Source organism: Bradyrhizobium sp. 186 (genome assembly GCF_023101685.1).
Lineage (GTDB): Bacteria > Pseudomonadota > Alphaproteobacteria > Rhizobiales > Xanthobacteraceae > Bradyrhizobium.
The window spans coordinates 8,231,936-8,251,074 of the sequence record NZ_CP082164.1 but is presented as its reverse complement, the minus strand read 5'-3'; the positions used below and the strand labels follow the sequence as shown (position 1 = coordinate 8,251,074).

The 19,139-nt window shown below is 60.2% G+C and carries 25 protein-coding genes, 1 tRNA gene and 2 pseudogenes; 6 read left to right on the top strand and 22 right to left on the bottom strand.

Going from position 1 to position 19,139, the window contains the following annotated elements; genetic code table 11:
- Window positions 1–73: 73 nt before the first annotated feature.
- The 6 genes and pseudogenes from IVB18_RS51755 to IVB18_RS39575 form a co-directional block, all read right to left on the bottom strand.
- Entirely contained in the window at window positions 74–202 is a 129-nt protein-coding gene (locus IVB18_RS51755) for a hypothetical protein (protein ID WP_256374932.1), read from the bottom strand.
- Window positions 203–299: 97 nt separating this feature from the next.
- Window positions 300–386, bottom strand: a pseudogene (locus IVB18_RS39595) (universal stress protein); the annotation flags it as partial.
- Between the two features lie 718 nt (window positions 387–1,104).
- Window positions 1,105–1,344 carry a hypothetical protein gene (locus IVB18_RS39590; RefSeq protein ID WP_247985649.1) on the bottom strand — a complete coding sequence of 80 codons (240 nt, stop codon included), beginning with the start codon at window positions 1,342–1,344 and terminating at the stop codon, window positions 1,105–1,107.
- A gap of 7 nt (window positions 1,345–1,351) precedes the next feature.
- Window positions 1,352–2,350, bottom strand: coding sequence for an SIS domain-containing protein (locus IVB18_RS39585; RefSeq protein ID WP_247985648.1), 999 nt, complete (start codon window positions 2,348–2,350; stop codon window positions 1,352–1,354).
- Window positions 2,351–2,361: 11 nt separating this feature from the next.
- Window positions 2,362–3,303: an N-acetylmuramic acid 6-phosphate etherase gene (locus IVB18_RS39580; protein WP_247985647.1), complete on the bottom strand. Its 942-nt coding sequence runs from the start codon at window positions 3,301–3,303 to the stop codon at window positions 2,362–2,364.
- Window positions 3,304–3,345: 42 nt separating this feature from the next.
- The gene (locus tag IVB18_RS39575) at window positions 3,346–4,269 is read right to left on the bottom strand and encodes a BadF/BadG/BcrA/BcrD ATPase family protein (RefSeq protein ID WP_247985646.1); all 924 of its coding nucleotides are present in this window, start codon (window positions 4,267–4,269) and stop codon (window positions 3,346–3,348) included.
- A gap of 109 nt (window positions 4,270–4,378) precedes the next feature.
- Here IVB18_RS39575 and nagA point away from each other — a divergent pair, with 109 nt between their 5' ends.
- Together nagA and IVB18_RS39565 are read left to right on the top strand one after the other, a co-directional pair.
- Window positions 4,379–5,566, top strand: a complete 1,188-nt coding sequence (gene nagA, locus IVB18_RS39570; RefSeq protein WP_247985645.1) for an N-acetylglucosamine-6-phosphate deacetylase — start codon at window positions 4,379–4,381, stop codon at window positions 5,564–5,566.
- Window positions 5,567–6,769 carry an aspartate kinase gene (locus IVB18_RS39565; protein ID WP_247985644.1) on the top strand — a complete coding sequence of 401 codons (1,203 nt, stop codon included), beginning with the start codon at window positions 5,567–5,569 and terminating at the stop codon, window positions 6,767–6,769.
- A 258-nt stretch (window positions 6,770–7,027) separates the two neighbouring features.
- On the opposite strand, the gene IVB18_RS39560 is transcribed toward IVB18_RS39565, so the two are convergent.
- From IVB18_RS39560 to IVB18_RS39490, 15 genes are all read right to left on the bottom strand, one after another.
- Window positions 7,028–7,357, bottom strand: a complete 330-nt coding sequence (locus tag IVB18_RS39560) for a helix-turn-helix domain-containing protein (RefSeq protein WP_247985643.1) — start codon at window positions 7,355–7,357, stop codon at window positions 7,028–7,030.
- Entirely contained in the window at window positions 7,350–7,577 is a 228-nt protein-coding gene (locus IVB18_RS39555) for a type II toxin-antitoxin system RelE/ParE family toxin (RefSeq protein WP_247985642.1), read from the bottom strand. The genes IVB18_RS39560 and IVB18_RS39555 overlap by 8 nt, the downstream gene beginning before the upstream one ends.
- An 80-nt stretch (window positions 7,578–7,657) precedes the next feature.
- Window positions 7,658–7,725: transfer RNA gene (locus IVB18_RS39550), tRNA-Met, on the bottom strand.
- A 209-nt stretch (window positions 7,726–7,934) separates the two neighbouring features.
- Window positions 7,935–8,156, bottom strand: a complete 222-nt coding sequence (locus IVB18_RS39545) for a CBS domain-containing protein (RefSeq protein ID WP_346732579.1) — start codon at window positions 8,154–8,156, stop codon at window positions 7,935–7,937.
- 83 nt (window positions 8,157–8,239) lie between these two features.
- Entirely contained in the window at window positions 8,240–8,455 is a 216-nt protein-coding gene (locus tag IVB18_RS39540; protein ID WP_247991842.1) for an Hsp20/alpha crystallin family protein, read from the bottom strand.
- 230 nt (window positions 8,456–8,685) lie between these two features.
- Window positions 8,686–9,816, bottom strand: a complete 1,131-nt coding sequence (locus IVB18_RS39535) for a nickel/cobalt transporter (protein ID WP_247985641.1) — start codon at window positions 9,814–9,816, stop codon at window positions 8,686–8,688.
- Entirely contained in the window at window positions 9,813–10,451 is a 639-nt protein-coding gene (locus IVB18_RS39530) for a DUF1007 family protein (RefSeq protein ID WP_247985640.1), read from the bottom strand. Before IVB18_RS39530 ends, IVB18_RS39535 begins: the two co-directional genes overlap by 4 nt.
- Window positions 10,452–10,609: 158 nt before the next feature.
- Window positions 10,610–11,014, bottom strand: a complete 405-nt coding sequence (locus IVB18_RS39525) for a hypothetical protein (RefSeq protein WP_247985639.1) — start codon at window positions 11,012–11,014, stop codon at window positions 10,610–10,612.
- Window positions 11,015–11,136: 122 nt separating this feature from the next.
- Entirely contained in the window at window positions 11,137–11,343 is a 207-nt protein-coding gene (locus IVB18_RS39520; RefSeq protein WP_247985638.1) for a hypothetical protein, read from the bottom strand.
- 10 nt (window positions 11,344–11,353) lie between these two features.
- Window positions 11,354–12,325 carry a GTP-binding protein gene (locus tag IVB18_RS39515; protein ID WP_247985637.1) on the bottom strand — a complete coding sequence of 324 codons (972 nt, stop codon included), beginning with the start codon at window positions 12,323–12,325 and terminating at the stop codon, window positions 11,354–11,356.
- A 164-nt stretch (window positions 12,326–12,489) separates the two neighbouring features.
- A complete protein-coding gene (locus IVB18_RS39510; RefSeq protein WP_256476594.1) occupies window positions 12,490–12,981 on the bottom strand; it encodes a LysR substrate-binding domain-containing protein in 492 nt (163 codons plus the stop codon).
- 7 nt (window positions 12,982–12,988) lie between these two features.
- Entirely contained in the window at window positions 12,989–13,294 is a 306-nt protein-coding gene (locus IVB18_RS39505) for a hypothetical protein (RefSeq protein WP_247985635.1), read from the bottom strand.
- Window positions 13,295–13,467: 173 nt separating this feature from the next.
- Window positions 13,468–13,725: a hypothetical protein gene (locus IVB18_RS39500; protein WP_247985634.1), complete on the bottom strand. Its 258-nt coding sequence runs from the start codon at window positions 13,723–13,725 to the stop codon at window positions 13,468–13,470.
- 85 nt (window positions 13,726–13,810) lie between these two features.
- Window positions 13,811–14,155, bottom strand: coding sequence for a hypothetical protein (locus tag IVB18_RS39495; RefSeq protein WP_247985633.1), 345 nt, complete (start codon window positions 14,153–14,155; stop codon window positions 13,811–13,813).
- Between the two features lie 5 nt (window positions 14,156–14,160).
- Window positions 14,161–14,571: an SDR family oxidoreductase gene (locus tag IVB18_RS39490; RefSeq protein ID WP_247985632.1), complete on the bottom strand. Its 411-nt coding sequence runs from the start codon at window positions 14,569–14,571 to the stop codon at window positions 14,161–14,163.
- Between IVB18_RS39490 and IVB18_RS39485 the strand changes: the two genes are divergently transcribed.
- Window positions 14,570–14,722, top strand: a complete 153-nt coding sequence (locus IVB18_RS39485; protein WP_247985631.1) for a hypothetical protein — start codon at window positions 14,570–14,572, stop codon at window positions 14,720–14,722. The genes IVB18_RS39490 and IVB18_RS39485 overlap by 2 nt on opposite strands.
- 634 nt (window positions 14,723–15,356) lie before the next feature.
- On the opposite strand, the pseudogene IVB18_RS39480 reads toward IVB18_RS39485, so the two are convergent.
- Window positions 15,357–15,932, bottom strand: a pseudogene (locus tag IVB18_RS39480) (IS5 family transposase); the annotation flags it as partial.
- Between the two features lie 316 nt (window positions 15,933–16,248).
- Between IVB18_RS39480 and IVB18_RS39475 the strand changes: the two are divergent.
- The 3 genes from IVB18_RS39475 (at window position 16,249) to IVB18_RS39465 (ending at window position 18,884) form a co-directional block, all read left to right on the top strand.
- Window positions 16,249–17,715 carry an amidase family protein gene (locus IVB18_RS39475; RefSeq protein ID WP_247985630.1) on the top strand — a complete coding sequence of 489 codons (1,467 nt, stop codon included), beginning with the start codon at window positions 16,249–16,251 and terminating at the stop codon, window positions 17,713–17,715.
- A 162-nt stretch (window positions 17,716–17,877) separates the two neighbouring features.
- Complete coding sequence (locus IVB18_RS39470; protein ID WP_247985629.1) at window positions 17,878–18,270, top strand: DUF302 domain-containing protein; 393 nt, start codon at window positions 17,878–17,880, stop codon at window positions 18,268–18,270.
- Window positions 18,271–18,302: 32 nt separating this feature from the next.
- Window positions 18,303–18,884 carry a TetR/AcrR family transcriptional regulator gene (locus IVB18_RS39465; protein WP_247985628.1) on the top strand — a complete coding sequence of 194 codons (582 nt, stop codon included), beginning with the start codon at window positions 18,303–18,305 and terminating at the stop codon, window positions 18,882–18,884.
- The last annotated feature ends 255 nt before the right edge of the window (window positions 18,885–19,139 follow it).

Sequence of the window (19,139 nt, the reverse complement as noted above, 5' to 3'; positions counted from 1 at the left end):
GTTCTCACTTAAATGAAAGTTTGCGCAGCCTAGCGGCCTTTACCTTGGTATTGGAGAGGTCATCAACTCAACATCACCGCACCCCCGTGCCTTTGCAGCGCTGGCACTTCACCACCTTGTCGCCCTTCTTGAGCAAACCTTTGCCTTCACAATTTTTGCATTTCTGTTTCTTCTTTATGTTCGGGCCTTTTTCACTAACCATGAAATTCTCCTGCCGCTAGAGAGCGGTCAACTGGCGCATTGTATGGGGTGGGCTCGGCGAGGGCGATAATCCAAACGGACGCCAACTACGTTGCCATCAAGGCCTTCGCCAAGGTGATGCCATGCTCAACGCCTTTTCTCGCGACTTCCGATCCGTCCGTGCTCAAGAGAATGTTGGTGTACATTCGGTGGCTCCCTTGCTCGTCGAACAAAGTGATCCTTGCTTATATGGTCCGATACTCGCCGTGGGTCCATGCGCTTTTTTCGGCCTCGGTCTCACTGTCATAGCCTCGAAAAGCTGGCCTCGCACTACGAGTTTCACAAGGTAGATCGCCTTTCAAAGCCAAATTTCGTTTGCGGGCCACTGAGCGGGCCTTGAGCGTGTTTGAGATCGCGGCTTGGGAAAGCGAGGACTATTACGGCTGACGCATGACCACCTCGGCCTGCTCCAGCCAATATGTCATGCCCATGTCCTGGTACATCATCGTAGCGGAGGGCTATGTCGCTGCGTGCGTCATCCCGGTCCTCGCGCTTCCTCCAATTACCAAGCTTTGTCTCAGGCTACCTTCCTTCAGCCGCTTCCTCCCGCAGAGCTGATGACCCGAGATGGACGTGCCGGGCGGCGGCTTGCATTTCAATACATTAGGCGAGGCGCGGCCGGTTTGGTTGCGACGTGTCGGACGATTCCATCATCCGGCATTGCCGTGGGTTGGATTTGAATCATTCAGTGGTGCTGGGTTGCATCGGACCAACGGGTCTGGGCGCTGCGATCGAGTTGCATCCCCTAACTGCCTCAGGAGGTTTTTCATGCAAATTTACAGAAATAAACTTGGTCACGCCGAGGCGAGGACGGAGTTGAGGGTGCAAGCAGCAGCATCCGACAGGCAAGTGGCCATGGCGGGCTCAACGTTCGAGTCGGGCGACCATGATCTGCGCGTCCGGGCGATCTTGGGACTGCCGGCGATATGGTGGCAGCGAGCCTGATTCAGGGCAAGGTTGCGCGAGGATCTCGAGGAACGCTGTGATTTTCTCCGCGATATCGGCATCGATCTGCACGAGGCGCAAGCCGAGGTGTGGCGCTTTTTCCGGGAGCCGATCACCTTGAATCGCTGATGATCGAAGGTCAGCAACCGGCTCGATCAATCAGCTGTCAAAACGTCTCGGTGATCTTGCTCAGGCGAGGAGGGCGATCCGGGTCAAATCCGCAGGCGCGCGCCGTCTGCTCGATCATCCGATAGGCCGGAACGAGCATGGTGATCGGGTCGGTGGCGGGGTCATCCTCGGCCAACCAGGGCAACGAGCCACGCGGTCCGCCGCATAGATGCAGCGCGATCTTTTGCTCGCGCAATTCTTCTGCCAGCGCGTCCACCGTGGCCGCTGTTTCATCCATGAGGCGCATCATGATAACCGGCGTGCGCGACGATAACGCGGCGCGTGGCCCATGCTGCAGCTCGGCGGCGCTCAGACCAATGGAAGGCAGGCGCAGGATTTCCGAAAGTTTGAGCGCGATCTCCCGCGCCGAGCCTAGGCCCAGGCCCCGCGCAGCCACAAACACAGCTGACGCCTTGGCGAGATCATCGGCAATCTCTGACCAGTCGAGCGCCGGCGCGCGGTGCAGGCGCTCGGGCAGCCTGTCGAGGGCTGACCGCAGCGCACGATCTTCCGCCAGTTCGGCAACAAGTCCGGCGCTAGCGGCCATCGAGCCGATCACGGTCTTGGTCGCCGCTACGGAGTGCTCTGTGCCGGCTTCGATCGGAACGACGAACTCCGCTTCGTCAGCCACCGGCGACGACGTCGCATTGATGATGGCGATGGTGCGGGCGCCTGCGGCGCGCGCCGACCTGGTCGCTGCGATAAGATCCGGGCTGCGCCCGGATTGCGAGATCACGATAAACAGCGCGTGGCGCAGCATCAAGGGCGTGCGAAATGCCGTGATCACCGAAGGGGCGCTGGCCGAAACGGGGAGGCGAAGCCGCGTCTCGACAAGATATCTTAAGAAAACCCCGGCATGCCCGGAGCTTCCCCGGCCGCACACGACGCACAGGGGGGCGGAGCCAATCCCAATTCGCTGTGCGATGTCGCGCGTGGCGGGGCGGCTACGAACGATTTTGGCGACAACGTCCGCGCTTTCCCCGATTTCGCTCGCCATCGCCGATGTCGTCACGGCTCAACCGCTCCGCCTTGCTTGCGCGCCGCTCCCTTGGGATGCCGGTCACGATTCCTGGCAAGCTCGGCAAACACGCGCCGAAGGTTGCCGTCACAGTTTTTTAGAATGGTCTCGGCATCAACCCTGTTGACACCCAACGCCAGAAGGCCTGCCGTCTTGACGTCTCCGTCGGCCTGCTCAAGCCAGCGTGCCGCGTGCGACGGATCACAATGCGCGATTTGCGCCACCATGGCCTCGGCGCGCCGCTTCAGCTTGGCATTGGTCGGCTGCATGTTCACCATCATGCCGCGGTACACCCGGCCAAGACGCAGCATGATTCCTGAGGAGATCAGGTTGAGCACAACCTTCTGCGCGGTGCCCGCCTTCATCCGCGTGGAGCCGGCGATCAGCTCGCAGCCGGTCTCGATCAAGATCGGAAACTTTGCCGACGCCAGCAGTACGGTGTCGGGATTGTTGGCAACACCGATCGTCACTGCACCGAAAGAGCCTGCCTGCTGCAGCGCCGCGACCGTGAACGGCGTTGTCCCGCTGGCGGCAACGGCGATCACTACGTCGTGCGGTGTGAGCCGCGCGGCATTGATCTGCGCGACCGCATCATCGACATCATCCTCCGCGCCCTCGATGCTGGTGACGAACGCGCTGTCGCCGCCGGCGACGATGAAGCGGACGCGCTCGCTGGACCAGGCGAAGGTCGGCATCAGCTCGGCGCCGTCCTGGACCGCCACGCGGCCCGAGGTGCCGGCGCCGACATACACAATGCGTCCGTGATCACCCAGCGCCGCTTTGGCAGCTTCGGTCGCCGCAGTGATCGCGGGAAGGGCATGGCCGATCGCCGCGACTGCCGCAAGCTGGCCCTCCCACATCGCTTCCATCGCTGACGTCAGCGGCCATGCATCAAGATCGGCAAAGCGGGGATCGACCTCTTCTGTGGTCATATGGTTGATCCATGCGCCATCAAATGGTTGGTCCATGCGCCATCAAGCGCGGAACTTTGAAGCCTGTTCATGGTCAGTTTCTTTCTTGGGCAGGTCAAGCCGCCCTCGCGCTACCAGTAACGCGCCGCCCGCCGCGTCGGCGTCAGGACACCTCAGGCGGGCGCGCAGGTCAGGCGTCAGCCAGGGTGCAATGGCATCCGCGAGCCCGCCCACCAGCGAGAGCCGGTCAATTCCTCTCGCCAGGAACAGATCGAGCAGATCGCCGATCGCATCGGCCGCGCGTTCGACAATGCGACGGCCGACCGGATCGCCCTGATTGGCGTGCCGCATCACGATCGGCGCGAACGCTGCGTAGTCTGTGGCCCTGGCTTCTTCAGACCAGGCCACCGCCTGATAAGGATCATGATCGAATGCGCCCAGCACCTCTGAAAGCAACGGGGTCACCTCGCTGCGGCGATCCGCGGCCCGTAGCGCCAGTCGAACAACCTGCAGGCCGATGTCCGCACCGCTGCCTTCGTCCGACACGGGGAAGCCGTAACCGGCCAGACGGATTTCGCGGCCGTCGATCAGGCCAACACCCACCGAGCCTGTGCCGGCTACCACGATGGCCCCGTCCGCGCCGCTATGGGCGCCGAGACACGCCGCCAAGCCGTCGCTGATGAAGATGACGGACGCAAAGGGATGCGCGATCTTGTTGAGGGCCGCTTCCGCGCCCCGGCGACCAAGACCGGCAAGGCCAATTCCGGCGTGCATCCGCGCGAAATCCTCGCGCGTCAGTCCGGCCTGCGCCGCTGCCGCTTCAGTGGCCTCCATCATGGATCGCCAGGCCTTCTCGAAGCCAATCCGCGTCGTGGCAGGCCCGGAGCTCGCTGCACCGAGTATCCCGCCGTTTTCGTCCTCGATCCGGGCGCGGCAGCGGGTTCCGCCGCCATCGATGCCGAGATATGTGGTACCTTTTGTTCCCATGGAAAGTTAACGCGAAGGTTTTGCTCCGGGTCCTTCCAAAGCTCCTTGGTATGCATTTGAAAGTCTCGGGGACCCGCCTCACGAGTCCGTGACTGCCATTTTCGGGTCAATGCTGATGGGCCACGCTGGTTCTTCCTCTCTCACGATTGCCGCGCAGCACATCTTTGATGGTGCCGACATGCGCGGGCCAGGGTCGGTCAGGATCTCGCAGGGGCGGATTGAAAGCATCACCTTCGGCGAGGTGGAGGCGCGCGACTTGATCCACCCTCCCGCAGACGCGATCCTTGCACCCGGATTCATCGACATCCAGGTGAACGGAGGCGGGGGCGTTCTTCTCAACGACCAGCCAACGGAGGCCGGCGTTCGACGCATCGTTGAGGCGCACCGCAAGGAGGGGACCACAGGCTGCTTGCCGACCCTCATCACCGATCGCAGCGAGGTCATCGAGCGATTGGCTGCAGTCGCCCAGGATTGTCTGAAGATTCCCGGCGTTCTCGGCTTTCATCTGGAAGGACCGGCCCTCAACAGGTCTCGCAAGGGCATTCATCCGGAAGCCGAGATACGCGTGCCTGATCGGCGCGATCTCGCCGCGATCAAGAGTTTTGGGGGCCGCGGCCGCTCCATTGTGACCTTGGCCCCGGAATGCGTGCCCGCGTCCATGATCGATGAATTGATCGGCGCCGGATTGCGTATCGCGGCCGGCCATAGCGACGCCACCGCAGCCGAAATCGGGCAGGCGGTCGATCGCGGTATCTCGGGGGTGACCCATCTGTTCAATGCCATGTCGCAGTTGAACGCCCGCGAGCCGGGCTTGGTAGGCGCCGCGCTTGAGGATGACCGGCTGTTTGCAGGGATCATCTGCGACGGCATTCATGTTGACCGCACCGGTTTGCATGTTGCCTTCCGCTGCAAGGGACGCGATCGATTGATGCTGGTCACGGATGCCATGCCATTGGCGGGCACGAACGACCGGCAATTCATGCTGCAGGGAAGGCCGATCATGTTGCACGAAAATCGCCTGACTGGCCCAGATGGCACACTCGCGGGCGCTCATCTCACCATGATCGAGGCGGTGCGCAACGCTGTTGCGCTGCTCGGAATTTCCCTTGTCGATGCCCTCATCATGGCCTCTCGGACGCCCGCGGCATTTCTGGGCCTTGAGTCCGAGCTTGGACGGATCGCGCCCGGATACCGCGCGGATCTTGTCGCCTTCAATCCGAACTTTGAAATCGTCGGCACATGGATAGGCGGTGTCGGTTCGATGGGCGAGGCGAGCGAGGCTTCTCACCGAGGTTAGATGCGCAACCATCCCATCATCGTGCAAAAATATGGCGGTGTCTGTCTTGAAACACCGGCGAAAATTCGCGCGGTTGCGCGCAGTCTCGCCGACCTGCATGGCCGTGGTCATCGTGTCGTGGCGATCGTCTCCGCCATGGGCAAGACCACGGATCAATTGATCGAGATGGCTTATCAGGTAAGCCCGACTCCCAATCGCCGTGAACTCGACATGCTGCTAACGACCGGTGAGCGCATCAGCATGTCCCTGATGAGCATGGCGCTTGCCGATCTCGGCGTGCCCGCGATCAGCTTCACCGGCAGTCAGGCCGGCGTGATGACCGACGACTCCCATTCCTCCGCACGCATTGTGGATGTACGGCCCATTCGCGTGCGTGAGGAGCTTGATCGTGGGCGCGTTGTGGTGCTGGCAGGATTTCAGGGCGTGAATCCGGCGACCAGGGAAATCACCACGCTCGGCCGGGGCGGCAGCGACACCACGGCAGTTGCGATGGCCGCGGCGCTGAAGGCCGAACGCTGTGAGATCATCAAAGATGTCGACGGAATTTGTTCGGCCGATCCGCGCATCGTGCCGGATGCAAAACCCCTGCGGCAAGTGGACTTCGCATCCCTGTCCGAAATGTGCTTCTGGGGTGCAAAGATCCTGCATTTTCGCAGCCTGGAGCTGGCGCAAAGTCAGGATGTGCCTCTGGTTCTCAAGCGGTGGGATGGCGTTGAACACAGCACGCAAGTGATGAGAGAGGTTGCAGGCATGGAAAACGGAAAGGTTCTGGCCGTCAACTCGATGGCTCGCATTGAGCATGTGGAAATCGATTCCAACGATCTCAATCACGGTTTCGAGAAATTCGCGCAGCATCTCAAGCAAAACAGCCTGTCCTGGCCGCAGCTCCTCGCCTCACACTTCACCGCGGGAAAAACCAGCATGATCGTGGCCTGTGATTCAGAGTGGCTCGACGCCCTGTTGCGCACGCTGGAGCGAAGCAAGGATCTGCGCAAGCAGCGCGAGGCTTCAAGCTCGGTGAGTCTCACCTGCTTCGGCGGCGTTTCGTCGGAATTGCCGTTCAGGGCGTTGCAGGTTCTCGGACATCACGGGATTGTCCCCGACAAGTACGTGTTGTCGTCGCATTCGGTCAGTCTGTTTGTCCCTGTGGAGAACCGGGAGGCCGCGGTTAGGGCGTTGCATTCGCTCGTCCAGCAAACATAGGTTCGAGAAGCGGCAGGGATCGCTTCGGCTTACCGGTAATTTCTGTGACAGGCTCATTTCGAGTATGCCCTGTGTCGTGAGCCCCGCGGCATCATCGAAGGTGCACCACAATGCCGAGATGGCTTCGAAGCTGCGGGCCAGATAAGCGCCGCCCGCTTTCGGATCCAGCGCGTTATCGCTTCGCATGACGACCACCGCGTTTCGCAAGACAAACCACGCGTCTTGCAAAGCTCGACATCGAAGGCGCGCAATTCGGCGTCACACCAGATCCAGCCGGAGCGACCGGCCAACGATCTTTGCGGCGCGCTGCAATGTATTGAGGGTGACGTTGCCGTCCTTGGGATCAAGCAGGCGGCCGATCTGGCTCCGGCTGGTTTTCATCCGGGTCGCCAGACCGCTGCGTGAAATGTTGTTCGCCTTCATGGCCTCGGCGATCTGCCAGGCTAGGACTTCCTTAATGGCGGTGGCCTGAAACTCCTGGAGAGTCCCGTCTTCCTTCAGAAAAGCGTCAAGCGTGCTGAGCTTGGCCGCGGAGCGCGGCGATTTCCTTTTCCTGGCCTTGGTCATCGAAAACTCCTTGTCACGCATCGAATTCTTTCTTGCGCTTGCGGGCAAGGGCCAATTCGTCATCGGGCGTCTTCTGCGTCTTCTTGATGAAGCCGTGAAGAACCACGACCCGGTTGCGCACCACGCAGAACAACACCCGCGCGATACGGTTGCTCGGCAGGGACCGGAGCCAATCCCGGACAAGCTCGGCCCCGCCGCGCGTTCGGTAGAACACGACCGGAATCTTGCGCGGGGGATTCATCGATCATGCTGCACTATATATGGTGCATGTACCATATAATGTCCGGATTGTGCAATTCGTTTCGCCACACAGGGCAAGCGTGGTGGGCCCGGCAGGACTCGAACCTGCAACCAGACCGTTATGAGCGGTGGAAACTCGCAGTATTCCCACTAGAAGTGCCCATTTTCATTGAATTTTGACGACGTTCGTTTTCTTCCTTTCGGTTCGTTTCTGAGGCGAAGCTGAGGCGGTACGCATCCTGGCGACGGCGCAGGCGGTCCGGGTGATGGTGCCGTACACGCTTCATTGCTCATTCACGGTAACCGGGTTGGGCGTCATGACATCTTTCACCTTGTGCCCCCCTCATGGACGAATTCGTTAGCCAATTTGCCGGCGCCAGCGAAGAACTGGAGAAGAGCTGATCGTTTGCGCTCCCGTACCGATTTCGCTCCGTCGAAGAAAGTCGCTCTCGGAGACAATTCCTACAAGCGAGCCATCATCATTCACGACGGGGACACCACTGACATGGCAGCGCAGCATGATGTTTGCAGCGTCCTGGATCGAGTTGTGAGGAGCTACCGTTGTGACGTACTTCGTCATGATCTGATGGCCCGCATTTGTCGATCTCCTGTCACTGGTTGGTAAATCGCTGGGCGCTGAGGCAGCGCCCAGCGATGGTTCCGTTAAGCAGCGGTCTTGATCTCGATTTGCTTGACCTCCTTCGGCGCCGGCTTTTGCACCGTAACTTTCAGCACGCCATAGGCGATCTCGGCGGTGATGTCCTCGGCCCTGATACCGGAAGGGAGCTCGACCGAACGTGAGAACGAGCCAAAGCTGCGCTCGACGAGGTGATAATCCTTGTTCTTTTCCTCGCGCTCGTTCTTCTTCTCGTCGCCGATGGTCGGAAGATTGTCGGTTTGCGCTCAGCGACGACCGCTATCCCCCGTTGACGAAAGCCGCAGCCAGATTGCTTACTCACACAAATTCAGACGGAGAACAGATCCGTCCATAGCGTACGCATCATTCTCAACCGGAGGAAATTGGCGCACCCGACACGATTCGAACGTGTGACCTTTGCCTTCGGAGGCCAGCTCTTAAGGCAGATCCGATTTGAACGATGGCATCGAGCCTACCCTGTGAACATCCAGAGTTGCTCGCTGGCCATGTAACCCGCCAGCAGCAGAATACCAAACGCGACGATAAGCGCTGCGGAGCCGACCTCAATCGCTCGCATCGTGAGCATGCCGAGCCCCGCCCGCGTCCGGGCGATGCGACTTGCTAGTCCACGCGCGCTGACCGCGACGGTTGCTATTGCCGCGACCGTCACAGCCGTGCCCAATCCCATGAACAGCGTCGCACCAACTCCAGTCCAGAACAGGTCCTGGGCCAGCGCGAAAATCAAGACGATGATCGCGCCGGAGCAGGGCCGCAATCCGACCGCGACCACCGCGGCCAGCCCCCGCCGCCAGCCGCCGGCGCCGGCGAGCATGGTCGGCTCGGGCCCATGCGCGTGACCCCAGGCCGATTCATGGTGGTCATGATCGTCATGGCAATGGAAGCTGTGCGCGTGAGCTGGGCATCCGTCGATCTGGCATTGTCCGCCACGCATGGCCATCGCGCCGAACCGCCGGTCCGGCAACTGAAAGGGCTTGGTACTCAAAGTTGCGGCACCTGGAGCCGAAGCAAAAGCAAAGTCAGGCGCCTGACGCCAGGTCAGTTCGCGGCAAGCGATCCGAAAGCCGCGGCCTTTGACATAGAGAAGCCGCAGGCCGATCAGAATGACGAGAGCATAGCTTGTGGTCTCGATCAGATGGACGGTCAGTCCGATCGCCTTGGCGGTTGCACCAAGCAGAACCGCGGCGATGGCCACAACGATAATGGCAACGACGGATTGGATGCCCGCGGACGCAAATGACAGGACCACGCCACGGCGCCAGGTCTCTTCATTGGCGACGACGTAGGACGAGATCACGGCTTTGCCATGCCCCGGTCCGACGGCGTGGAAAATGCCGTAGACAAAGGAGATACCGAACAATTCCCACATCGCGGCCCCATCCTCTTTGCTCGCCCGGATGAAGCCCGACAGCGAACGGTAGAAGGCGGCCTGTTCGGCAAAAATCCAGCCCGTGAGCCCCGATGCGGACATGTCGGCTGCGGGATGGGGCGCACCAAACGGCGCGCTCCACGCCGACACGACACCCGTTACACAGGCGAAGACGATCGCCACGAGGACCAAGGTGACAGCACGCGATCTGGTCATGGGCACTTCACCAGGATCTTGTTCGCGAACATTTCTCCATAGGTGCTGGAGGGATCGAGCGGCACGGCGTCGAGCTGGCTAAGCCGCGCCTGCTCGGCCGGCGTCGGCTGGTGCGGCAGATCGTAGGTCGGGAGACATTGCGGCGCGCCGCTCAGGGAAACCGGCTTGTCCTTGGCGAATTCGAAATCGACGAAGATCGAGGGGTCGTATATCTCGATCTGCATGGACTTGGCAGCGGCGGCGGATTTCAACGGCAGGGTGAAACGCAAGGTGAGGGCGGCGTTCTTGTATTCGAGCCAATAGTCGACCGCCTCTGCAAATTTCAGCTTCTTGCCGTCGGCGCGCGCATAGGTGAAGTAGTCATACTCCTTCAGGGAATCCACGTTGGTCTGGGCGAGCGGGGCCAGTTCCTCCCGCGTGTACTGGCCCTTTTTGGCGTGGGAGATGCCTTGAAGCGCATAGGCTGAAAACATGTCGTCGAAAGTCCAGGCGTGGCGGACGCCCGTCATGGTGCCATCGGCGGCGTAGAGCACTTCGCTGTGGAATGTGACCCAGACATGGGGATGCGCCTCCGCGCGGTTCGTAAATAGCCAGAGCAAGAGGATCGCGCAGGAGAAATACGTCGGTTTCATCATGAACTGTCCGCCGAATCGGGAGATGTGAGCACCCACAAGAAGCGGGGACGGTGGTCTTGAAAGCGCTCGGAACGTGATAGCGCGCCAGGTGACGCATGCGTCTTGTGTCGAGCTACGCAAGACATGTCCTGCAGCAAGCAGGGAAGGGCGGTAAGGCGTCAGGTGGCCGGGGGTGCCCGTGACAGGAATGCCGCGTGATGCGGTTGAAACACCCGATCGGAAACTGGATTGAACGTAAGGTCAATCTCGGGGAATTGTAGCGAATGCGGATGTGCCGGCGCATCCGGCAGCGAAGAGTTCGACAGCAGGAAACCCGAGAAGCAGATCGGGCAGTGATCACCGTCATCGGCCAGCCGTGCCGGAAGCTGCTCCGCGACTTGCAGTTCTGGCCGATCGTGCGCGACGCTCACGACATCGGTGCGGTCGAACCCTGAAAAGACGAGATCATGCTTGTGGACATGCGCGAATGACAGCGCGAGCTGCAGCGTCAGAGCCACCAGCGCGAGATAGGCTCCGCATCTCCGTGCGAAGGCCCGTGCCAACATCATTTTCGCACCTGCCAAGGAGCCGTTCCCCTTCTGACGTCTGGAGCTCCGACACTACCGCCACCCGCCGAACGCGCGCATGGCGGCCTTGCATTGGCGATCACCCTCCAATGGACAAGGAAAATATGGCGATCGAGGGGCTATGAGCACCCCGCCATCCGGACGTTTCCTTTCGAGGGAGCGGGCCCTTTCAGCCAGGTTGCGTCACTTTTGCCGGGTCGATCATCCGGCCGCTCGCCGACCGCATCGGTCGGAGGAAAGATGCTGTCATATATAGCGCGCGCTTCGCGAATTAAGCGAACCCGCTCGATCTCGGATTTCGGAACAAATTTTGCGATCTCGCCCATCTTATTTCCCTCAGGCGCAACAAGCCTCAAACCCCTGCCTTAGCAGGTCCTTTGGCAGGTCGCGCCCGATGAAGACAAGCCGTGTCTGGCGCGCCTCGTGCTCCTTCCAGGGACGCTGACTTCCGCCCTCAATGAGCATGTGAACGCTCTGAACGACAAACTGCCGATCGTCATCCTCTATCGATGCGATACCCTTCATGCGCAGGATGTCGGTCCCGTGGCGTTGGGTGACATCTTGAATCCATGACACGAACCTGCTGGGTTTCATCGGTCGATCTGCGACCAGGGACAGGCTGCCGATCCTGTCGTCGTGTTCGTGGTCGTGTTCTTCCGTGAGGAATCCCGGCTCGACTTCGAGGATGCGCTCGAGATTAAAGGCGTCTCGCCCCAATACCTTGGCGAGGTCGATACCACAGCGCTCCGTTCTGTGTATCGTCGCATATGGATTGATGTTTCGGATACGACGTTCGACCGTTGCGAGGCTGCCCTCATCGACAAGATCGACCTTGTTGACGAGAACGACATCGGCGAACGCGAGTTGTTCCTGCGCTTCCGGGGCCCGGTTGATTTGTTCGAGGAGATGCTTGGCATCCGTGACGGTGATGATGGCGTCGAGCTTCGTCTTGCGGCGGACGTCCTCATCTACAAAGAACGTCTGCGCCACCGGCGCGGGATCTGCGAGTCCGGTAGTCTCGACGACAATGCCGTCGAAACCGTGGCTGCGCTGCATCAACCCCGCGACAATGCGAATGAGGTCGCCGCGAACCGTGCAACAGATGCAGCCGTTGTTCATCTCGAAAACCTCTTCGTCCGCGTCGACGATGAGATCGTTGTCGATACCGATTTCTCCGAATTCGTTGACGATCACGGCAAACCGCTTGCCATGCGTCTCGGAGAGAATGCGGTTTAGCAACGTCGTCTTCCCAGACCCGAGATAACCGGTCAGAACCGTGACGGGAATCTGTGTCGCAGCATCGGGCATGGCATTATTTCCTCTTCGCACTTCGTGGGCAGCGGCGCTTTTGCGCCATAGCGTCGGGAACCGCCCATCGGCGGATGGCTGGTTTTCATCCCGCTATCCAGCCCATGTTGCAATGTTATAACATTACATTTGATCTTGAGAGATGCAAGGAAAGAAGCGGTGAGCTACCGCCAGATGCAGGAAAAGCGGTGAGCTACCGCCAGATGCAGGAAAAGCGGCCAGTTCACGGAGCCCGGGCACCAGAGACTGCACGCCGAGAGGCAAAGGTGCAACTCGGTCGGGTCACCCTCCAGCGGACGGCTGGTTACGGACCAGGGAAGAAGATTGCTTGGGTAGGCGGGCAGCAGCGCGACGGCGCCGGTCGACGCGATCATGGACACAGCATGGGTAATGTTGTCCACTTCGTGACCCGGAATGATATCTAGGCCGGACCGCTTCAGGTAGTCCTCGATCACCACGCGCGAGGTCGGGGCCGTCTTCGATGGTATGATGAACGTTTCGCCCACGATCTCTCGCAGTTCGACGGCATCGCGCACGGCAAGGCGGTGGTCGCTGGGGAATATGACGACGAACGGCTCCGTAATCACACGCCTGTAAACCAACTCGTCCGCCGACTCTTTGACCCAAACCTGACGTCGCGTAGTCCGCCAGCTCACGGTTTATTCAGCCCGTGTTCCGAAAAACCTTGCCGAAATGCAGAGACAGATACGCACCCATAGCCAAGGCTCCGGCAACCAGCGCGAAGCAGGTAGGATTCGGGCCAATCACCACCGGATATATTGAAAGCAGGTAGATGCCGATGAAGAGATTGAAACTCCCCCAAAGGAAGTTGAGGAAGGGTGGCGAATTGCCGACGCCTCTGGGTTTGGCGAACGGGGTAGGGAACGGCGCCCCCCGCAATCCTGAGCTCAGATGCGGGATACAATTGCATAGAAAGGCGCCGGCAAAGAGAGTCAGTACGTAATTCATCTGATCACCTGTTAGAGGCGAGGGATTCTCCTCGTTGAAGTTTCGCTAGTTAGGTGCGCCCCGCAGTCCGCTTGATTGTGTTCGAGGCCCGCGCGACACACCGATCCGGAATTTGAGAGGCGCTGAATGCCGATCATGCAGGACGCCTCGCTACTCGCTCTCGGTTCGCATTATCAAAGCAAACACAACAGCGCGAGCTTACGCAGGTCGGCAGCTCGGAGAGCGTTCTGAATCTTGGTGGAAAAAAGGGCGATGTTGCCGGAGGTCAGGGAGCAATTCGCAAAGATTGCAGTCGAGCCGGTCGGCGGGAGCGTCGCAGAAACGACGAGATTTGTCGCCGATGAGCGCGAAAAATGGCGTGGTGTTATCACTAGCGCGAACATCACGGTGGAGTAATCCTTGAAAGCCGACGCGGCGTTGAACTCGATCATCATTAACCACGGCGAGCCGACGGGACGGCCAGAGGTCCCTCTCCATGGTTCAGAGTGGCCGTGACCGACGGAACTGAAACAACCGCTATTCCGCGCTGCTTCGCGCGGACCGGCTCAACAGATACATCGCGCAAAATTGCAGTGCGGCAATGACAAGAGGCCCGATGGATTTTCCGAGATCATGCTGCAACAGTCCCACGCCGCCATCCAGCAATTGTATGAAACCTGCCAGGGTACCCAATATCAGGACCGCCGGCTCCCAATTTTTGTAGATCGCAATCAGCGTAATAAAGGCAAGAGGAATGGTGCGGGCCGCGGCGTACATTGCAAAAATGAATGAGGCTTCCGTCGGAACGTAGCTCACCGGCAGTATCGACTTTGGGCTTACAAGTCCTGCGATCGAAAATCCGGCTGCGACCAAAACATTCATCCCAGTCACCAGCGAGGCAAGGCACCCGGCGCGATCGCATTCACCGTAATGTTGTAGCGCGCGAGTTCCAGCGCCATTTGACGAACAAGGTGGGCCGCGCCGGCCTTCGCAGCCATATAAGGCGTCCCCACCCAAGTTTGATTGCGAAAGGAAGCAACCGAAGTCGTGATGATTATGCGCCCACCTGTTCCCTTTTTCATGTGAAAAGCCGCACTCTGAATCGTTGCGAAAACGGAACTCAAGTTCACGGCGAGCACTTTGTCCCAAAGCTCGTCAGTCACAGATCCGATTTCGCCGCCCGCATTGGCGCTTCCATCAAGACCGAGGAAGCCGGCGCCTCCTCCAATACCGGCATTTCCGAACACGATATCCAGACACCCGAAGCGATCGACCACGCGGTCGATCGCACGACGCATGACCAGTCTCGATATGGAAATCAACGTCTATTTGCCGGGCATCAAGATAAGAACCAGTTCCACCGACTATTCTCCCATCGATCAGCTTCAGCTGGTGAAATTCAACGGCCAGCGCTTCGAGCCGTTTGGATCGGTCTTAGACAGTAAATGACACGATTGACCTCTTCAAATGATCGCTCTTTCGACGGCAAATTGAACTGTCCTTCTCTTCGTTTATGCCTCGCCTGCCACCGGCGGCCAACGCCTTCTTCCGAGTTACTGTTAGGAGAGATCGAATGTCATCGCTTGATGGGCGGATAGCCCTCGTGACTGGCGCTGGCGGAGGAATCGGCGCGGCGACGTGCTGCAGACTGGCTGAGCAGTCCGAGGTTCGAGTCAGTGGCCCGCTACATCGCGACCACTACCGTGCGGGTCCTGTTTTCTTTTCGGCGGGCAGCGCAACCCAACTCGCTACGCGGCATCTTCAAAGTTTCCAAGAACCGCCGTTCGTACGCTACCAGCGTACGTTTGAGCTGTCCGCTGAGTAGGTTTAAATCCCGGACATGCAACCATCTCAGATTGCTATTTCAGGCAGTCGCTTAGCGTTGCCCTCCGAAGGCAAAGGTCACACGTTCGAATCGTGTCGGGTGCGCCAGTTTTTCCTTATCTTCCAGCGCGCTATGTGCGCGCGGACTTGAGCTCGGGCTCTGCTTGATTCCAGCGAATACGGCGCGGCGAAGGCCTTCGTCCAGGTACTCAGACAGTGCGGTGACAACCTCACGCGCGACAACGTTATGAAGCAGATTGCGATTGCGTTTCGGCGGAATATTGGCCCACGCACCTTGGTGGCGGGCAAGCTCCCTGATCCAATCCGCGTCGTATCCACGATCCGCGAGTAACATCGTTTGGGGAAGCAAGGCGTTGAGGAGAACCGAACACAGTCGATTGTCGTGCGCCTCACCCGGCGTGAGCGCGAGATGGACCGGCAGGCCATTGGTGTCCACCACCGCATGAATCTTGCTCGTCAGGCCGCCTCGTGAGCGACCCATATCTTGATGACTATTGTCGGCGATGCAGGCTCCGTGCTGGTGCACGCGGACGACCGAAGTATCGATCATTTGCACCGCCGCGTTACAACCGGCGGCCAGTGCATCCATGATCCGGTCCCAGACGCCAGCCCGACGCCACCGAACGAAACGGTTGTAACAAGTGGTGCAGGGACCATAGTTCTCCGGCAAGTCGCGCCATGGCGCGCCTGAACGCAAGACCCAAAAGATGCCATTGAGCACGCGACGGTCATTTACGCGCCGAACGCCGCGCGGCTTGTTCGGCAGCATCGGCTTGATGGCTGTCCATTCGTAATCGCTGAGTTCGTAGCGCATGATTCGCCTCCGGTTTCGGAGCTTGAATCACGTCTAGGGCCGCGCCATCAACCGACAACGCTTTGCGGCCGTGCTGCTAATGCTCTGAATTTGCTTCCGCTTTCGGTGGCATAGCGGACTTGGTCGAAACGGTTGATTGCCGGCTCGATCAATCGTCATCGGCACCTCACGCTTATGTGTCCGGCGAGGCCCCCGCGCCGCGAGAAAGGCTATTGAATTACGATCGTAATTTTATATTATGATCGTCATGGCATTGAGCTGCGGAGGCCGTTTGCAGCGCCGAAAATGCCGCGTCACAGCTCTTTGCGAGGATTTCATGAACGACACCACCGCCATTTCGCGTCACATCGCATCGCGAGAAATCACGAATCTCTCCTCGCTGGGGCTCGCAGCCGCTGCAGCAGCGGTTCGTAACGGCGATATCACGTCGGAAGCCTACACTACGGCGCTTCTGCAGCGCGCCCGAACGCTTGCCGAGCTTAACGCCTTCATCACCATCGACGAGGCCGCTGTGCTCGAGGCCGCGAGGGACGCGGACAAGGCGCATGCGGCCGGCTCGGCGGCTCCGCTCCTTGGCGTGCCCCTCGGGGTGAAGGACAGCTATTTGACGAAAGGGCTGCCTACCAGCCTAGGTCTCGACGGTCTCGCTCACTTCGTGCCGCGCGAAGACGCGGACGCTGTCCGCGCAATCAAGGATGCAGGAGCCCTCGTCTTCGGCAAGAACAATCTGGTGGAGATGTCCTACGGGCTGACTGGCCACAACGAGCGCTACGGCCAGGTGAAGAATCCGCACGCTCGCGATCACGTGTCGGGCGGCTCCTCAAGCGGCTCTGCCGCATCCGTGGCTGCCGGGATCGTACCCGCCTCCTTGGGTGGGGATACGGTCGGCTCGATCCGGGTGCCAGCATCGTTCTGCGGCGTCGTGGGATTCAAGCCAACTACCGGACGTTGGCCGCGCAACGGCGTTGCTCCGATCTCCCATACGCTCGACACGCCGGGTGCATTCGCCCGAAGCGTGGAGGACTGCATTTTGGTGGATCAGGTCGTGACTGGTGAACAGGCTGCGGAGCTTTTCGACCGCGGATACGACCTGAAGGGAGCCCGACTGGCCTTCGCGCCGCGACAATTCCTGGATCTGGTGGACGCGGAAGTCGAGACCCACTTCCGCGAGGTGGTTCGGCGGCTGCAGGACGCCGGCGCTGAGGTCGTTGAGGTAGACCTTGGCGACGATTTCAATGCCCTCATCCAAACCGCGACATGGGGCATTTTCGCTCATGAGACGATGGGCGCAATTTCGGAATTCCTTCGCCGCCACGACATTCCGACCACGTTCGACGCGATTTACGAGGACCTCAAGCCCCAGCTTCGCCAGGCTTGGGGGCACATCGTACTGCCGGGCGGTGCAGGCGCGACCTCGGCAGATACCTATCAGACGGCGCTCAACGTGAGCCGGCCGGAAATCCAGCGCCGCCTCAACACGGCGTTCGTCTCTCATGGGGCGCAGGTCATTCTGCAACCGACCACGCCCTGCACGGCGCCTTTGCTCAAGGAGCAGGCGACCGTCCATATCGCCGGGCAGGAAGTCAGCTACCTCGCTTTGGCGAACCACACCGTGTCAGCAAGCAGCGTGGGGCTGCCGGGTATCAGCATTCCTGTTGGCTTGTCTCGCGTTGGGCTGCCGATTGGCCTTGAGCTGGACGCCCCCTTAGGGAGCGACCGGGCGCTTCTTGACCTTGCCCGCCGGATCGAGGGCGTCTTGAGCACCCCGTCGACTACGATTTGACGTCTGGCCCCCTTCAGTTGGGAAAGGGGTCAATTCCGTACAACGACAACCGATTGGAGGATCAACAGATGGCCAATGCACTGTACTCAACGCGTGCCATTACGGTCGAGCACGTGACCATCAGCTCAACAAAGCCTTTAGCTTCAAGCCAAGCTCGCGACCTTGGCCCCCCGCATCGACGACGGGATCTTCGCTCTCCTGCGATACGGTGAAAGCACGCGCGCGCTTCGAGAGTTGGAGGCCTGTCCGCCGCTCACCATTTTCGGCCAGCGCGACCATGGGGCGCTGCTAGCTATTGCGCGGCTGACGCGCCGATCCATCCAGTACGATATCGGAAATCCGCTCACCGCCTCTAAGATGACGCGCCATCATCTTTCGGCGGGGCTCTATGCGCCCATCCGCGTCCTTCTGCGCGAGGATGACGATGGCGGTGTCGCGTTTGAATATGATCGACCAGCATCCGTTTTCGGCCAGTTTGGCAGCGATAATGTCGATACAGTAGCCAAGCAGCTTGATCGCGACCTCCGAGCCTTGTTGGAAGCGGCTGCAGCCTAACGGCTGCGGGATATTAGTGGAGTGGAGAGAAGATGCGTTTCGAGAAAGGTCATAAGGCAGCGACGCGACGGCACATCATCGATGTGGCGTCGAAGTGCGTGCGTCGAGACGGCATCTCCGCCGCCGGGATCGCCGGGATCATGGGCGAGGCCGGCCTGACCAAAGGGGCATTCTCTCCGCACTTCGAGTCCAAGGACGCGCTCGTTCGCGAGGCGCTGGCGAGCGCGCTCGGCGACCAGCAACATCGCCTCGATGAAGATCAGCGGAGGGGCCTGGACCTTGAAGGCGCGATCCGGAGATACCTGAACCACGCACATCTCGAAGACCCGGCGGGCGGGTGCCCCTCGGCGGCGTTGCTCCCCGAAATCGCCCGCCAGCCCCTGTCCACTCGGCAGGGTTACGAGAAAGCGCTGCGAAGCTACGTTTCGTCTCTGGCCGCACTACTTCCGGATGCCGATTCCGCAGCGAGCCGCCGCCGCGCGACCGCCATCTTCGGCCTCATGGTGGGCACCCTCCAGTTCGCGCGGGCCGTGCCCGACGCTGCCCAGGCAGAGCAGATCCTGGAAGGCGGCGTTGAGGCCGCGTTGCACTTGGCACGAGCTCCATCTTTCTAGATTAGGAAGGCCGGAGACGCTCAGCTTGGACATCCCTATGGACTCGAATCACCGAGGTGGGCCTCTGGCCCATCGCGTCATTTAGCTGCGCAGAACATGGTCTCTATCGGTGCATAGCGGACTCTGACCAGCCGTCCACCCGGCATATTTATGGGTTCACGTCCTAGCTAGCCTATCGCGTCAGTCGCTCCGTTTGGCCGTCGCGATTCGGGTTGGCCGCCGCGATTCGGGTAATGTTAAATATGGAAAGTCCGC